10 protein-coding genes and 2 pseudogenes are annotated in these 17,388 nt (G+C 30.3%); 4 read left to right on the top strand and 8 right to left on the bottom strand.

The annotated features are described in order from the left end of the window. Nucleotides 1-297: 297 nt before the first annotated feature. Together MDIS_RS03135 and MDIS_RS03130 are read left to right on the top strand one after the other, a co-directional pair. Nucleotides 298-2,890 (top strand): annotated as a pseudogene (locus MDIS_RS03135) (P97 family adhesin); the annotation flags it as partial. Nucleotides 2,891-3,626: 736 nt separating this feature from the next. Continuing rightward, nucleotides 3,627-6,845, top strand: a complete 3,219-nt coding sequence (locus MDIS_RS03130) for a P110/LppT family adhesin N-terminal domain (protein WP_052506235.1) — start codon at nt 3,627-3,629, stop codon at nt 6,843-6,845. Nucleotides 6,846-7,050: 205 nt separating this feature from the next. Here the strand turns inward: MDIS_RS03130 and MDIS_RS04235 are convergent, their stop codons facing one another. After that, nucleotides 7,051-7,224 (bottom strand): IS3 family transposase, encoded by a 174-nt coding sequence (locus MDIS_RS04235; protein ID WP_144402872.1) that lies wholly within the window; start codon nt 7,222-7,224, stop codon nt 7,051-7,053. Between the two features lie 327 nt (nt 7,225-7,551). Here MDIS_RS04235 and MDIS_RS03125 point away from each other — a divergent pair, with 327 nt between their 5' ends. Both MDIS_RS03125 and MDIS_RS03120 read left to right on the top strand, forming a co-directional pair. Then, nucleotides 7,552-9,714, top strand: a complete 2,163-nt coding sequence (locus tag MDIS_RS03125) for a putative immunoglobulin-blocking virulence protein (protein WP_084217554.1) — start codon at nt 7,552-7,554, stop codon at nt 9,712-9,714. Between the two features lie 103 nt (nt 9,715-9,817). Further along, nucleotides 9,818-10,441: a hypothetical protein gene (locus tag MDIS_RS03120; protein ID WP_044635602.1), complete on the top strand. Its 624-nt coding sequence runs from the start codon at nt 9,818-9,820 to the stop codon at nt 10,439-10,441. A gap of 2 nt (nt 10,442-10,443) precedes the next feature. Here MDIS_RS03120 and MDIS_RS03115 read toward each other — a convergent pair whose 3' ends face one another. The 7 genes and pseudogenes from MDIS_RS03115 to MDIS_RS03095 form a co-directional block, all read right to left on the bottom strand. Then, a complete protein-coding gene (locus MDIS_RS03115) occupies nt 10,444-11,520 on the bottom strand; it encodes a hypothetical protein (RefSeq protein ID WP_044635601.1) in 1,077 nt (358 codons plus the stop codon). A gap of 87 nt (nt 11,521-11,607) precedes the next feature. Beyond that, nucleotides 11,608-11,844 (bottom strand): annotated as a pseudogene (locus MDIS_RS04580) (IS256 family transposase); the annotation flags it as partial. Nucleotides 11,845-12,140: 296 nt separating this feature from the next. Then, nucleotides 12,141-12,308 (bottom strand): hypothetical protein, encoded by a 168-nt coding sequence (locus MDIS_RS04280; protein WP_165073045.1) that lies wholly within the window; start codon nt 12,306-12,308, stop codon nt 12,141-12,143. A gap of 3 nt (nt 12,309-12,311) precedes the next feature. Next, nucleotides 12,312-13,277, bottom strand: coding sequence for a carbohydrate ABC transporter permease (locus MDIS_RS03110; RefSeq protein WP_044635600.1), 966 nt, complete (start codon nt 13,275-13,277; stop codon nt 12,312-12,314). Further along, complete coding sequence (locus MDIS_RS03105) at nt 13,240-14,250, bottom strand: carbohydrate ABC transporter permease (protein ID WP_044635599.1); 1,011 nt, start codon at nt 14,248-14,250, stop codon at nt 13,240-13,242. The genes MDIS_RS03110 and MDIS_RS03105 overlap by 38 nt, the downstream gene beginning before the upstream one ends. After that, the gene (locus tag MDIS_RS04485; protein ID WP_044635598.1) at nt 14,250-16,427 is read right to left on the bottom strand and encodes an ATP-binding cassette domain-containing protein; all 2,178 of its coding nucleotides are present in this window, start codon (nt 16,425-16,427) and stop codon (nt 14,250-14,252) included. Before MDIS_RS04485 ends, MDIS_RS03105 begins: the two co-directional genes overlap by 1 nt. A gap of 2 nt (nt 16,428-16,429) precedes the next feature. Further along, complete coding sequence (locus MDIS_RS03095) at nt 16,430-17,374, bottom strand: thermonuclease family protein (RefSeq protein WP_044635597.1); 945 nt, start codon at nt 17,372-17,374, stop codon at nt 16,430-16,432. Nucleotides 17,375-17,388 lie beyond the last annotated feature (14 nt).

Below are 17,388 nucleotides of genomic sequence, written 5' to 3'. Positions count from 1 at the left end.
ACGCTATAGTTGGATTTGATTTTAATATAAAAAGATGTAAATAATGCTTAAACAGATACGGATTTTAGTATTTTTCTGTTTTTTTTTTTTTTTTTTGGTAAACAAAAGTTGGTATAATTTTATTGTGCAAATCTAGTAAATTTTTTAAATTTAGTTGCTTATTGAAAAAATTTTAAAGAAAATTAGCATTAAAATATTATTTTTATTGCTAATTTTGCTTTTTATTTTATTTTCATAAGTGCGGAACTAAATTCTAAAAAAATTTATCTTCCTAATCAATACCGAGGAGGTTAGAGTATGAACAAATTGCTAAAATCAAAAACGTTTAAAATTGGTTTAGCAAGCGGAATTGTTGGTATTGGAATTTTTGGTTTAACTGTTGGACTTAGTTCGACAGCAAAATATAATTCTGAAAATCCGCGTAAAAAGGCTAACGATTTTGCTGCAAAAGTTTCAAATTTAGCGTTTAGTCTTGACGCCTTTGATCCTAATTCCGATTATAAGACAGTTAAGAATGCACTTTTAGATAATAATAACCAGATTAAAAACCCAGATGAGGTTCTAAAATCGTTTTCTTTTTTCCAAAAAAATGGTGAAGATCTTGAAAAAATTAATTTCGAAGATACCGAATTTACAAGTGCAAAAATAAAGTACCACATTCTCGAAATTGTCCCTGATGATGCTAATCAAAATTTCAAAGTTAAATTTCAAGCAAGTCAAAAACTTGCAAATGGTGATGTTGCAAAATCTGATATTTACGAACAAACTGTTGCTTTTGCTAAACAAGCGAATCTTTTAATTGCCGAGTTCAATTTTTCGCTTAAAAAAATTACCGACAAATTAAATGAGAAAATTCAGAATTTACTATCTACTAAAATTAGTAATTTCGCCGATGAAGGACAAAGTTCGCAGAAAACTACAACATCAAAGTCAGCTACTCTACCAACTTCTTCAAATCAAAAAGATGTATCAACACTTCGTGCAGTCCATTTCCAACAAGATTTGAATCAATCTTTAAGTCCGAAAGATTTTGGTACCAAACTTGCCTCCTATTTCCCAACCCTTAATAATTTAGTTGAAAGTTTAAATAATTCAGAAGAAAACAAAATTCCTAACCAAACTGGTAGAATTTTTGATTTTAATTTTATCCGTGATCGTTCAACAAATCAATATGTTAGCGTCCAAAACCAAGTTCCTTCTTTCTTTTTAGAGGCAGATTTAACAACTGATGCTCGCGAAACTCTTGGTTCAAATGTTGATTTTAAACGAATTATTAATGCTGTTAAATTAGAAAAAAAAGATAAAACTTCTTATTTTTTAGATTTAAATGATTTTATTAGTAATTTAACTTTAAAAAATCCTGTTGCATCCGATTTTGCTGATACAACAAGCAGCAAATTTGCTTCCGAATTTCTTGCCGATGTTAAATCAGGATTTTTTAGTGATCAAAGTGAGAGATCAAAAAACACAAAATCGGAAATTGATAAACTATTAAAATCAAGCAAACTTGGGTTTTCCTACGGAAAACTAGAAGAAAAATTTAAAAATCATAAAACTTCATCACTTAGTTATTCATTTGATACTTTCAAAGCAACTATTGATAAAAATGATAAAACTAAAGTTTTAATTCCTTATACAATCGCAATAAACGACGGATTTTTCTTACAAGGAGGAAGTTCTTCTTCACAAATTGCAACTAAACCTGGAGTTTTAGAATTATCTGGATTTAAAAATTTAGACCAAAAAGAATTACCAAAACAAAACAAAGATTTGTTTAGTCGCCGTTATTTAGAAAAACTTGGTCAAAGTCAAGATGATGTCAAGAAAAAACAGGCTGTTTTTGCAGCAGGCGGACAAATTAGAACTTCATCAAGACCGCTTGCAAAAGAAGAATTTGAAGAACTTTTTAAGGATAGCGATAAAAACAGAACTGAAATTCGTAAAGCTTTAGCAAGTAATTACGATTTTGACTTCGGCCCTTATTTTTCACTTCTTGATTCTTGAACTGGAAAAACAAGATTTCCAAAACTTGAAGATATTAAAAAATTATCACGTGATGAAGCAAAGTCAACCGCTGATAAAAATGTTTCAGCAATTAATTCCCGTGATTTTTTCCGTGATGGTCACCAAGTTGCAAGTTTTTTCCAAGATCTACTAACAAAAGATCAAAAAACAATTTTAGAAACCTTATTTGAGCTTAGCAAAAAATGAGGAATTGTTGATGAAAAAGTAACATTACCAAAAAGCCTTTTAGAATCAAAAGGAAATATGTTTGCTGAAGCTGATAAGGTTGAATTGAAACCAAAAGCAACACCTGCAACGACGCAACCAACTGCAGTTGCTGCTCCAGTTGCTGCAGCTCCTGCACAAACTTCAACCGAAGCTGAAATCAAAAAACTTTCATTTAACGATCTTTGACAAGATTTAAGTGGTTTTGGATTTTATGGAACTTTAATTTTGCCAGATGAAATTAAGAAAACTTTAACTAGCAAAAAAACAGATGTTGAAGTTTTTGATGAACTAAAAAAACATAAAATTCCACAATTTGATAATCCAACAAAACCGAATGATGACAAAAAATTAACCGAAGGAACCAAATTTGAAAAATTTGGCGATGTGTTGAAGGCTTTTTTCCTAAAAGCTGCCCAATTTGATAACTTTAAATCTTGAACTAAACTAGATGAAAATCTTAAATATAGTTTGGAATTTACTAAAGAAACTGAAGAAGAAAAATCTAGTGTAGAAGAAAAAATAAAGAAAGCGGAAACTGACGCTTCTCCTAAATCCGAAGGAACCCCAAACCAAGGTAAGAAAGCTGAAGGTGCTCAGAACCAAGGTAAAAAAGCAGAGGGCGCTCAAAACCAAGGTAAGAAAGCCGAAGGTGCCCAGAACCAAGGCACACAAAATCAAGGGAAAATTCTTCCAGTTAAATTTAGTTTTAAAATATCATATGGTGAAGATAATCAAGAAAAAAACTTTAAAACTCCTGAAGTTAAATTATTTTTACAGTTAGATTCAGATGATTCATATAATAAAAGAAAAGATATTAAAGAATTAGATAATGCAATTTTAAGTATTCCACGAGAATACGGTGAAACAACTTTGGAGGCTGGAAAATTTGAAAGTTTAAAATTAGAAAATACTACCCAACCATCGTCTAGTTCTTCCAAAAAAGTAAAAGTTTCCGAATATCTTGATGAATTAGGTAAAAAAATTGAAGAGCATTTAAAAGAAAAAAAATATGAAACTAAAGTTGAATCAATAGAAGAATCAACAGATAAAAATACAAAAACTCTTTTCTTTAGGTTGAAAAAAAGTGATTCAGCATCTTCACAAGGCTCTGGAGGCGGAACAGGCGGTTCAGTGTCTAGTGATGAAAAAATTTCCACCCTTAAATTTAAAGTTACTGTAAAAAAAGGGCAAAACGCAGCCAGGAACACAAACACCCAGGATCAGCAAGCCAACCGGGGAAACCAGGGAGCAGCATCCAGCCAGGCAAGCCAGCCAGGAGCAGCGAAGTAGTCAGTCAGAGTCAGGATCAACCAGGTAAACCTGATAATTAAATCGATTTTTAAGTAAACCTTCATCAATTAGTTCAAAGTTAAAAAACAGAAAAGGACAAAATTATGAAACTTTTTAGGAAACCTTTGTGAATAATACTAACAGCAGCATCGCTAACAGTTGCGCTTTCAGCGATTGTTGGTGTTTCGGTTGGTGTTAAATCATATAATAATTCTTATTATTCTTATTTAAATAAAAGTCCTGAATTACATACAATTTCTGGAACTTCGCCGATTAGTGCAGAAGAATTTAAAACTATAGTTACTGATTTAAAATTGAAATCTAACTTTAGTAAAATGTCAGCAAAAACTGCACTTGATCTTGCAAAAAGTAAGTTATACCAACTTGATTTAACTTCAGCATACGATTTTGATAAACTTAAGGCAAAAAATTTTCAAGTTAGTTTTGACTTTGAAAACGCAACTGTTGAAGGAAATGTAATTAAAAATGTTGTTGTTTTTGCAAAATCAGATAAGGATCAAACAACTTATTCAAAACAAGTTGAACTTAAAGGTTTTGCAACAACCGATGAAACAAGTGGTGATTTAGATAAATTCCAAATTGATCAATCAAAATCATTCGTTGATTTATCGCGGTCAAATTTATCGTTAAGTGAATTTAAAAATTCTTTGCAAGATAATTTTAAAAAACAAAGTTCAACTTTAAATGCCTTTTCTAAGTTAGAAAAGGCATTAATTTTAACTAATGCCAGTCTTTCGCTTTATAATTCGCTCGAAGAACCCGTATTTCTTGATGAAAATTATAAATTAGAACCCGTTTTGGATAGTGCTAAAAAAGAATTAAGTCTAGTAGAAAAACAAGGAAAATTACTTTTAGAACTTAATTTGGTTGGTGAAAAAAATAAAAAATCTTTAAAATTACAGCTAGAAATTCGTGGTCTAGTTTCAAATCAGGAAATTAGCAATGCCTTAAAAACTTGATTTGAAGAAAACCTTGAAAATAAAGTTGAAATGAAAGAAGAGTTGCAAAAAGCTCTTATCGAAGACAAAACCAGCCTTGTTGATCATTTGTATAATAGTAAAACTGGTACAAAAACAAGTGCTGTCATAAAAAAAGACTTTAATCAACTTTTTGATTTATCCCAAACTCAATTTGATGCAGAGACAAAATTTGGAGACTATAAGTTAAATGTTCAACCAAAAATTGCTGATGCAACTAAAGTTTCAACTGAAGATAAAACTAAATTAGTTTCATCTAAAAAAGTGCGTTTTGAATTTGTGACTACTGTTAGTCGAAATAATGCTGAAGTTGCAAAAAATCTTTCAGTTTTTGTCGATTTAAATGTTGATCTTAATAAATACGAAGCAGCACTTAGTTCAATTTTTGGATCAGTTAATTCAGTTAAAGAATTTTCAATTGCAAATCAAAACGACGCCCGAACTTTATCATCAAACGAAATTAAAGAAACAATTGACCAACTTTTTGAATTAGCAAAAACAAGTTCGAATCTTGAAGACCCAACTGATGACGTAATTTCTAAGGTTTATTTGCTTGATCACGGAAAATATCCAACATCCGAAGATGAGAAAACAAAGGCAAAAGAAGATCTTAAAAAAGCAATTGAAGACGCAAAACAAAAAGCAAATCCCGGCACAAAAACAGCACCAGCAACTCCGCCTAAACCTGCAAATCCAGCACCAGCACCAACACCTGGAAAACCTGGATCCTCAACACAAAATTCCACCACTCCTCAAACAGATTCCAGTTCTAAAAATGTTTCTGTTAGCACTTTTGCCGACCAAAGTTCTGAATTTGTCAACGATGCAACGCAACAAAATTCACAGACTGCAGTCGCTGCAGAACAAAAAATTGGAACTAACGTTTGAACAACATTAAACGCGGCAACAATTTATGATTTAAAAGATGTAGAACCTAAATATCAAATTGATACTAAAGATGATAAAGTAGTTTTTGATTTCAAATTAGTATCAAAAGAAGATGTCTCTAATATTTTAGCAAGTTCAAAAGTGGTTATTAATAACGTCATCAATTCTGAAAAATCAGCCTATGATGTTATTAAAAAATATAATCCAAAATTATTTTTAGATCCAAGTGGTTTGAAAGTTGATTCTAGTTCAAAATCATCTTCACCAGTTCAGATTTCCGATCCTTTGAATAAAAAACTACTTTTCAAATCAGAAGGTGCTAAAAAAACTGAAGATGGATTGGAACTAACAAAGCCTTTAGTATGGGAAAATAAGGAAATTAAAACAGTTTCTACAGGGAAAGATAATTCTGAATCTGAAGACACAAAAAAACCTGAATCACGCGTAGATTCAGGAGCGGTTTATCTTGCTTTCAGAGCCAAGAACATTTCTGATGGAAAGCAACATTATCTTTTAGCAGATAAAGAAGGCAAAGGAATTTTTGTTCAGAAAATAAAAACTAATAGTCAAAAAGACGTTTATGTAGTCGGGATGGACTATAAACAATTTCAAGAGTATGCTCATTATAAGTCTCACGTTTGGGGTTCAGATAAAAGAGAAAGTTTGATCTCTTTATTCAGTCCAGGAAACAGCAGTCCTAAAATGGTTAATCAACAGCAAATTTTAGTAATTTCTGGATATCCACGTGGAAAAGAGACAAAAACTACTGAAGTTTCCTCGATACCAGTGACGCAAACTGTTTCTGCCAGTTCATCGACCGGATCTATCACTGGAAAGTTTCATATTAGTTCGAGAGATAAAACAAAAAATCCTGGTTTTGAAATAACAACATCTGGAACTTGGGGAAATACCGATACTAAACCAGACTCTAAACCAAAATTACATGATCATGCTAACGATGTTTATTATAAACAGTCATTTTTCTCACCAACCGGTAAGGAATCTAAATATCCAAATTTGCTTGAAGAAGAAACAGATCTTTTATTAGAAATTATTAAAACGCCATATTCAATTAGAACGACCCTTTATTCTTCAAATACCGATGATCCGAAAAATTACAAGGAAGTTGGAACTGTTCTTTACAATTTTGATATTAGCGGAAATTGAAATCCTTTCCCTAACTTCTTCAATTTAGATTGGCATCAAATTGGCCCAGTAGTAAAAAAACCTGAAGCTGCCAAACCAACCGCAACTAAAACAGAGGCTACCAAAACCGAAGCCGCTAAGCCTGTTGCTACTAAAGTGGAAACTCAGCCTGCCAAAATCACCCTAAAAGGTCTTGCAGTTTTTGATGATCCCGAAATTACCTACAGAAAATCTGCTTCAATCCGTAACGAAATAACTGATGCTTTTATTGATTCATATATCAAAAAATAAGAGTTAAAAGTTATTAAAATTTTGCCTTTAATACCCAAAAGAGTCTATAAATTTATAGACTCTTTTGGTATTTTTTAACTTAATCTAGATAAACTTTTTTCTTAAACTCGCTAAATTTGACTAATGTTTTGCGGTAAATTAGTATAGGAAAATGAGACACATTATTATTTTTAACTATTTTTAAAACAAATTTTTATTATTTTTTTTATTCTCCAAAATTGTGAAAATTTTTTTGAGTATCGAATTGTTGAAAATGAGAATTTGGACTCAAATATGAAAGGCAACTTTGCACTCTAGTTTTATTGTATCATTTAACAAATGAGCTGATTTTTTGATGAGCATCTTCGAGATTTTCAAAAATTTTACCATCAACATTCAAATATTATCTTTGTAAAATAGCATAAAAGTATTCAATCGGCCGGTTTGTAAGTACGTTTCATTTTGGCGACATTGATTGTTGAATGTTTGAATCGTTGTGATTCAACGATTTTAATATATTTGATTTTTTCATTAATTGAAAATTTATTTTGTCTCATAAAAAACACAACTTTTATGGTGTGTCTTAATTTTTTCTACTAATTTACAAATTTTGCTTGGAGATTTTTTATTTTTGAATATAATTCTCTAAACCAGGAGAAGATAAAAAATAAAATTAGTAAGTCAATATAAAAAATCGGTTATAATTTAAATTAGATTTAGGAGGTGAATGATGGTAATTTATTTCTCTCGTCGACGAAAGTTGATCATTGGTGCTGCTGGAATGACTTTTTTGGTTGTTTCATCTTTCGTGGTAAAAGAATCATTAGCTAATTTTGATTTTTTACCAACACAAATAAGTTATTCAACTAATGCGCCTTCAACAATTGTCAAAGCAAGACCCAACGATACCGGATTTAATTCGCCAGTGGCGAATACAAATTTTGTGCCACCAAAACCAGAAAAAAAAGTAGAAAACCCGGTTAAGCCACAAATTGTAGTTCCGAAAGTCGAAAAAGTTGACCCACTTCCTGAAAAAATAGAATCAAAACCCAAAGTTTCTTCGCCTGCTATCGAATCACCAATTCCAATTTCTCGCCCTAGTCAATCAAGACAATCACGCCAAATCGCAAGTAGACCAACAATTACGAACACAAGACCAATCGCTCAACCTCAAATTAGTCAACAAAATACTAATCCATCAGCAAATTTAGGTGATTCTGCCTTTCAAAAAGCGCTTGGTTTGTGAAGACAACAAACTGATCGGAAAATTTCTGAAGTACGCCGCGAACGTGATAAATATCAAGCTGAAATTGATGAAGCAGATCGAAAAATTAGAGAAATTGATTCACATTATCAAAAATTTGTTCCACGTGATGAGCACGGTAAGCCTGAAATTACAAAAGAAAATTACCTGGAAGGTATTAAATATCAAAGATGAGTTGCAAATAATTACCGCGAACGTGAACAAGCTTATCTAAAAGTTATTGAAGAAAGAAGAAAATTAGATCAACCTTTCACAGAACAAGAACTACAAATGATTAGGGATGGTTATACTCCAGATCCAAGCACCGATGGATGAGAACCGAAAGTTAATGTTGTTGTTAAAAATATTAGAGCAAACAATAATAAAAGATTAAATGCTAATGACTCAAACTGAAATCGTTACGATCCAACACAAATCGCTTCACTAAAATATGATGGCTGAACTGATTCTGATGTAAGTGGCGAAATTTCTGATCTCACAAACAATAAAAGTTTTTCTCCTGGCAGCATCAAACTTATTAAATACACAAGAAATCAAGGAAATACTGCAGGATCTATTTCTGAATTTAAAACTTTAGTTTTAAATGCCGATGATGATAAAGCATTTCAAGCTTTTGCTGAAATTATGAAACAAGCCGCAAATAAGGACAATTCAATAAAATCAATCGTTCTTAAAAATGTTGGTTCTACACACAAAACTCAAAATATTAAGCAAATACTTGAACTTTTGCCTAAACAAATGCAAAAAGTTTCATTATTTTTAGATGATAAAAGAGCAATTAACGGTCTTCGTGGTCTAGAAAAATTCTCAAAATTATCTGAATTAGAACTTTATACAAACTCACAAACTAACGAACCAAATTGGGCAATTAATCCTAATGCTCTTAAAAATGTTGATTTTATTTCATTCGACTACATAAATAAAGGTGATATTAAACTAGTTCAACCTGGGGAAAAAATTCCTGGATCAATAATTTTTGATACTCTTCGTTGAGATGAAGGAGATTCAGCAGATCAAGTAAACGAAGGTCTTAAGATTGCCTTTGGTTCTAAAATTGATCAGCGCGTATTCCAAGGAACTAACGGTGGTCGCGGCGGTTATCCACTCAATCTTGATTTTTCTTCCTCTAAAAAAATAAAAACATTAAAAGGTATTAATTTTAATGAGATTGAAAAAATTTTTAATCAAAAATTACAAGGATGAGAAGTCGAGGCTGAATCGCAAAAAAATCCTGCGCACGTTAACTTAAGATTCCAATATTTATATTTTGGCGCATCAAAAACTAGTGATTCCGGAGTCGGTAATTACGTTTACAAGGTAGATGTCTCTGATTTTGAAAATTCCCAATTTACCGACAGACTTGTGAATACGCCAGTTCAACAGCCCGGAATTTATGTAAAAGATGAAAATGGTCAAAATCTTAGAGATATTCCGCTTTACATAACAGGAAATTCACTGAATGGCGATGCTTCCTCCCAACTTGCAAAATTCATCGATGTGGCTCGTAAAAGTGCAACTTTCAATAAGATTTATGTCCAAGATTCAAGTTTAAAAGATAAACTTTCAGGTTACGGACTTCCTGTTGAAGTCAAAACTATTAACGTTACAGATGAACAAACTAGATAAAAACAGTTAATTTTTCCTTTTTTTACTTCCATTTACAATTTTTCCCTAAATTTAGTGAAGTAATTGTAAATGGAGGTTTTTATTTAAGCAAAAAAAGGAGATTATGGATAATATTGATTTATGAATTAACAAAATTGAAAGCAATCTTCAAAGATATGGCAATGTTGTTCAAAATTTATACACAATTGCAATTGCATATAGTCAAACTGAGAAAATTTTTTCAATTAGACCAAATTTACTTGATTTCCCGCACGGAATTGGGCTTAAAAAAATCCCGTTTTTAAAAAATTGGCCAACTAAAAAAATTATCACCTTTATTAATAATGGCAAGTTGCAAGAAAAATTTGCTAATTTTCAAAAGTGAAATATACAAAAAAACCGAAGTTTGTTAAGCCAAATTAAAGCAAAACTGTTAGTTTGAGAATGTTATCTTACATTTTTAGAGGGTGATTATTCGCAAACGTTAGTTGCACAAGAAGTTTTATACACTAAAAAGCTTTATTTTTTTAGAGGATTAATCTGAAAAAATAAAAATTACACAATGATTGTTGGTCTAAATAAGTTTCAAGGTAATAAACTTTATGCAAATGATTATTGCTCATTTTTTACTGCGCTTTTAACATCGGAAAGTTTCATTGAAAAAGCACAAAACATCGATAAAATCGCTAAAATTAATAAAATTTGGTATAACTTACAAAAAAATCACGGTAAAATTAATTCTAATTAGAATTAAAAGTTTTCAATTTCGAAAAATCGCTTTTTAATTAGAAAATAATTTCAAATTATGACTGAAAAATAATTCACAATCAATCATATCAAAAACACTGCCAACAACCCAAAAATTGTAAAAACTAGTTTAATTATGGAAAAAGTTAGTTCGTTATTTAAACTTTCTGCATTCAAAATTGTGTAAACATAACTAATATAAAAAATAGAAAGAAAAATAAATATTAAAATTAAGAAAATTAAGTAGTAAAAAAACAAAATCAACGAAAATTGTGAATTAAATTTTTTTCTAAACTCATCAGCAAGCGATTTTTTGTTCATCTCAAAAACATAAGCAAAAACGATCGCGAACGGCCAGAAATAAATATTTGTTTTAATTGAAATTAGTTCAAATTCACTTATTTTTTCTTCCTTATACAAATTATAGTAATGCTCTTCAATTTGATTTTTATAAGTTAAAAAACTATTAAATCGGTATTTTCTTTTTGAAAACCCATTTTCAAGTATTTCAGTTTTGAGTTCATTTTTTTCTTTATCATATGAAAATTTTTTTCTAAAAACATTATCTAAATATGTTTGAAATTTAAATTTTTTGATAAAACCAAAAGTATTTAAAGGATTTATCGTTCCATATTTTCTTCTAAATTTCCTTTTTAGAAGAAAATATAGTCATTTTAAGAAAAATAAATTCACAAAAAATGAACTAAAAATAATTAGACAATAGATGAAAATGTTAAGGAAAACTGCAGATGCAATTTTATTATTAGCAAAAATTCCATTAAAACCGATGTTTTTCAAGTTATCTTCAATTTTAAAAGGCTCAAAAACTCTAAAAATAACAGTAAAAGTTAGGGCAAAAACTATTAGGTATGTAAAAATATTTAAAAAAAACAGAACTGCTGACCGATATTTTGTTTCTGATCGAAAACCGCTTGCAATATGTTTGAAATCCTTGTTATATTTTATTAGCAGACTAAATAGTTTAAAATAAAAAAATGGACCAAAAAAAGGTAGAAAAAAGAACCACTTTGGTATTTTAAGGTTTAGAAATTTTTCAAAACTATCGCGTTCATAGAGCATTTTAATCCTTTGAAAAATTTATTGGTAATAATTATCTTATTTATTATAATCATAAATTAAATTTTTATGGATTTTTCAAATAGAAATCTAATTTAATTTTACATTATTTAGCCAATTAGGGAAAATAATTTCTAATTGTTTTTTAATTATGTGTCAATTTCTTACCTACCTTTGTTATTTTTTGGTTGCTTTTGCAGTGCCAAATAAGTTATTTTGAAAGGTAATTTGCACTTTGAATTCCGTCTTTTGTTTTTGTATTTTTCCTAATTAATTTATTCACTGATTCATTTAATAAGGATATTTAAAAAATTTTGTTAATTTTGCCAAAGTATCTCTGTAAAAGTTTTAAATATATTCGAAATTTCTATGAAAATCTCTTTTTTAATTTTTTATGTCCAACGTTTTTTAATGATTTTTTCAACTTCTAACTCAATTGGGATAATTTTTTGCTCTTTTTTTCATAATTTAGTTCTTGAAGATAAACTTTATCAAATTAGGTTTGCCTTAAGACACAAAATATTTAATATTACCAAATTTTATTAATTCTATAAAAAAATCAATGGCAAAGTTAAAAACTGACATTGATTTTTTTTTTTTTTTAAAACCACATTAATTTTATTTTATAAAAAACCATCAAAAAATGCTTGTTGGAAAAAGTAAATAATTGCTCAAGCAGTTAGCGCGGTAAAAGCTAAACCGATAATTACACAAATTCAAACAAAACCTGATTGAAAACCAAGACCAATTTTTTGTCGATTCTTTTTAAAAAAAGCTTTAAAATCAAACATCTTTTAACCTTTCACCGTTGATCCCTGACGTGATACGGCATTCATAATTCTTCTGCGAAACGCAAAATATACTATAAACATCGGTAAGATCGTTAAAATTGCACCTGCCATTCTTACATTTTTGAAATATCCGCCAGGAATTTGCGCGGTTTCATCAGCAACACCAACTTTTTGAAGTAATCAAGTGTTTAATGTTGTCAAATTTGCTGAATTCGATTGTAAAATCAAAAGCGGTCAAAGTGTAGAATTTCAGGCAGAAAATGCTGTAAGAATCCCGACAGTCCAAATTGTTGGACTTACCATCGGAATTGCGACACGGAAAAAGTAGCGAATTCCCGAACATCCATCGACCATTGAAGCTTCTTTAATCCGATCAGGAATTTCTTCAAAAGCATTTCGGAACATAAAACCAGAAAAAACTGATGCAACAAAAGGCGCGGTGAGAGCAAAAATTGACTGAAAACCGTCATTTCAACCTAACATAACCATAATTCGGTATTGTCCAATTAAAAGCGCAGTTTCGGGAAGCACTAAAATTGAAAGGAAAATAACTCAGGATAACTGTTTGAATCTTCATTTTCGAAGCGAAAACGCATAACCAAAAGTCATTGAAAAAAACACTTTGGCAACAACAGAAATTGCCGTCACTAATGCAGTAATTCCAAGTGCGGCAAAATATCCAGATTCAGCAGCTTTACTGAAATTATCTCAGGCAAAATGTTTTGGTCAATAAACGGGAATTCGTGTATCAAGAATCTGTTCTTCAGGCGAAAGCGCATAAACTAACATAAAATAAAAAGGGAAGATAATAAAAATCCCAAAAACAAAAAGTACTATAAATTTAAAGATAAAATTCGAAATTGCACTTGTTAGACTACGGTTTCGAACTTGCGAATTAATTGATTCAATAACTTTTGCAGTTTTGCGATCGCTAATGAATTTGAGAATTTTTAATTTTATAATAAACATTTTTCTCCGAAATTTTATCAGCTAATAAAAATATAGTACTTAAAAATTTTTTAACAACAATTGACAAGGCGACACCGAAAACAAAAAGGTAAATTGTTAGCGCACCCGCTTGGGCAAAATTAGGCGTTCCACGTACATTTTTATAAATATAAATTAATAAAGTTGAACCACCGTTAGAAATTGCTTCGGTTTCGTTTGGAAAAATTCCGATTGGGAAAACTTTAATTCCACCAATTATCCCAATTGTGATTAGAAAGTTAATTGTTCTTGAAACTGATGGCAAAGTAATTTTGAAAAATTGCCTTACAGGTGAAGCGCCATCGATTGCTGCGGCTTTATAAAGTGTCGGATTTACCGATAACATCGCGGTAGTTAAAATTAAAACCTCAAAAGCGAGACTTCTTCAAACTCCCGAGATTAAAACAACAAAAAGAGCGTTAAGCGAAGAAGGGTTTCCCGAATTTAGCCATCTTGTTGAAATTCCAAAAAGTTTGTTAATAAAACCAGTTTCACTATCAAAAATATAGGCAAAAGCAACTGAGACAGCAATCCCAGAAGTTACATAAGGAAGAAAAAATACTGTCTGCCAGAATCCACGCGCATATTTTCGGTGCAAAGAAGCAATTGTTGATGCAATAATCAAACTAATTATTAATCCGATTGGCAAAGCGACAATTGAATAAATTACCGAGTTCCGAATTGCAATATGGAAATTAGTATCAATTGTGATTAAATCAATAAAGTTATCAAAACCAAATCTTGTATTTCCGGCGATGTTATGATTAATTTCGATACTTAATGATTTTGAAACTGAATACAAAAAAGGTAGGAAAGTGAATAGAAAAATTACTAAAATTGAAGGCAAAAGCGCTAAAAAAGGCTTTCAAAAGGGTTGTTTTTGATCTAAAATCCCGAGTTCAAGATTAGTTTTTCTAATCCTGCGTCGGTAGAAAAATCCGCTGATAAAATTCATTAAATTCGCTCCCTTGTTTCATAGTCAAACAGATGTAATTTTCCAGATCTAAAACTAAATTTAACTAACTCACCAATTTCATAGGTTGGTTTTTTTCGCAAAATTATTGAAACTGAACCGATGTTATTTACTTCGATTTTACCAAGAATATCTTTTCCAAGATATTCAATTACGCTAATTTTTCCTTCAAAATTCCCATTTTCCTGTTCTAATAAATCTTCAGCACGAATTCCAACTCTAATTTTTTCATGCTGATAATCAGCTAAATCATTAAAAATTACTTGATTATCGACAAGAATTCTTTTATTTTTTTCATCATAATAAGCATCAAAAATATTCATTTCTGGTACACCTAAAAAAGATGCGACAAATTCGTTTTTAGGTTTGTGATATAACTCAGTTGGCGTTCCAATTTGTTGGACATAACCAGTCGACATACAAACAATTCGATCAGAAATTGACATTGCTTCTTCTTGATCGTGAGTGACAAAAACAGTTGTAATTCCAATTTCTGTCTGAATTTTACGGATTCATTGACGAGTTTGTACCCGTAGTTTTGCATCTAAATTTGAAAGTGGCTCGTCCATTAGCAAAATATCAGGATGACGAACGATTCCACGAGCAATCGCAACCCTTTGTTGTTGTCCACCTGATAATTTTGTTGGTTTTTTTGCTAAATTTTTCGTAATTTCAACTTTTTCAGCAGTTCGAAGCACGGCGCGATTTATCGCCTCTTTAATGGAAATATTATCGTTTTGATATTCTTGATACTGTTTTAGTTCCGAATCTGATAATTTTTCAGTGTTTAGCGAAAATTTGTTAATTAGATTTTTTTCGTAGTCCAAAAAAAGCTTTAAAGTTGCACTTTTATATGATTTTATCTTTGATTTAAGCGATTTTAACATTAATAAATTCGGCGATTCTTTGGAATTTGTTTCTAAAAATTTCTTTTTAGTTTCTAAATAGTTTTGTTCTAATTCTTCAAGTTTACCTGAATTTTTTATCGCCGCTTTTTCGTTTTCAATTTCAGTTTTAAACCACAATTCTTTGTCGTTTTTTTGCTGATTAAATGCTTCTAATTGCTCTTGATAATCTAAATTAAGTGATTCTTCGTCTTTTAACGATGTTTTTGAACGAAAATTTTTGTAAGCTTTTTGAATTTGACTTAATTCTAATTTAGCATTGTGTCTAAACTTTTTATATAAATCCTCTAGTTTTTCAACTTTTTGAAGCAATTCAGCTTTTTGTTCTAAAAAGTTTTTTCTTGCCTTGACTAATTCAGGAGCGAAATTAATTGCATATTTTTCTTCTTGAATACGTTTTTTATGTTCTTTTTTATCAATTTTTGCTTGATTTTTAATTTTTTGAACTTTTAATTTATAAGCTTTTCGAAACGCAATCGCTTGCTGAATTGGACATATTTCTTCAGAGTTTTTTTGAAACATTTTTTTCCAAAAAGCCCAAAAAATTGAAGCAGATTTTCCTAATTTGAGAAAATCAATTGTAAGATTTTTAATTTCTGCTTGTTTATGCGCTTCAATTAAAAAATAATCAGTTTTTAACTGATTAAGATTTAAATAAGTTTGCGTTTTTAGTTCATTATAGTCGTGTTCTAACTGACGATAAACATCGAAATAATCAAATAAAAGTGATTTATACTTTTCTAAATCTTCAACGGAAGCACCATTTTTTGCTAGGACAATTGAATTGGCATTAACGCGTGCATGCATTGATTTTTCGTATGCTTTTTGTTTTCAACGCGGATCATTATGAAGTGAAAAAGCGATATTTCCAAAAACATTTAAATGAGGATAGAGGGCGTAATTTTGAAAAACTAAACCGATTTTTCGCTGTTGTGGTGACTTTCTTGTAACATCATCACCATTAAAAATAATTTGCCCTGAAGTTGGATTTAACAACCCAGCAATTGCATTCAAAATTGTGGTTTTTCCAGAACCAGAAGGCCCTAAAAGGGTTACAAGTTCACCTTTGAAAATTTTTAAATTTGCTTTATCTACCGCAAGCGTTTCACCAAAATCGATCGTCAAGTCTTTAATTTCAATTGCCGGAATTAAAAATTTAGACTTATAACGATTTTCGGAAGCTTGACGAATTTTTTTAATTTCTGATTCAAAATTAGCATTTAGCAATTCACTATTTTCAGTTATTTTTTTCATTTTTAACTTCCAGTTTTTCTATCCCTTTTTTGTTCCAAACCAAATTCGTATCATTCAAAAACATTTTTATCTTTATTTTTATCGCCTAAAACTAAAAAATCACCAATCGAAGCAACGCCGCGAGTTTTGTAAATTGACTCAATCGCGTTAGTAACTGATTCAAATTTAGTATCTTTTAAATTTTCATAAATACCAAATTTTTTATTAACTGAATTTTCAACAGCGGCAGCTTGTTTGATTGAAACATAAGAGTAAATTGTTGTTTGATCGTTAATACCAGCAAGTCCTTTTTGTAAAGTTGGCACTGCAAGACCAGCTTTTACAACTTCAACGCCGTAACTTTTGAAAAAACCATTATGACCAAAATAAATGCTACCAACATAACGATCATAAGAACGTGCAGGTCCTGTTTTTGGAAAAACAAAGTAAACTAAAGAGTTTTTTGGAAGAATTTTTTCAGCAAATTCTTTTGCTTTTTGGGCATATTTACCTTCTAAACCATCTGTTTTTTCGTAATTTCCAGAAGCGTTTCTTCTTCCAACTTCAGGAGTATCAATACTTTCAAGACGAGCACTAAAATTTTGTGGCAATTTGTCAGAATCTAAAGATTTTAATGTCGCGGTATCGCCATCGGTTCATTTTTCAATTGATGCATTAGCAATTTCAAAATATGTTCTATCAGGAAGAATGTCGTTTTTAAATTTTTGTTTATCTTCTTCAGTTCATACATATTTTCTATCTAAAAATTTTGCAATATCTTTTGCATATTCGCTTTCAGAATTTTGCAAATCCTCAAAGGGATTTTTTAAAAAGTCTTCTATTTTATAGTATTTTTGTGCGTGATTATAAGAAAATTTTTCCTGTTGTTCAATGCAAGAGATAGCAAAAAAAGGAACTAAAATTAAATTTGTAGTTCCAAAAAGCAATTTTGAAAAAAGTTTTTTCATAATTATTTTAAAAA

It is taken from the genome of Mesomycoplasma dispar, assembly GCF_000941075.1.
In the GTDB taxonomy this organism is placed as follows: domain Bacteria; phylum Bacillota_I; class Bacilli_A; order Mycoplasmatales; family Metamycoplasmataceae; genus Mesomycoplasma; species Mesomycoplasma dispar.
This window is presented reverse-complemented; position numbering and strand designations above follow the sequence as displayed.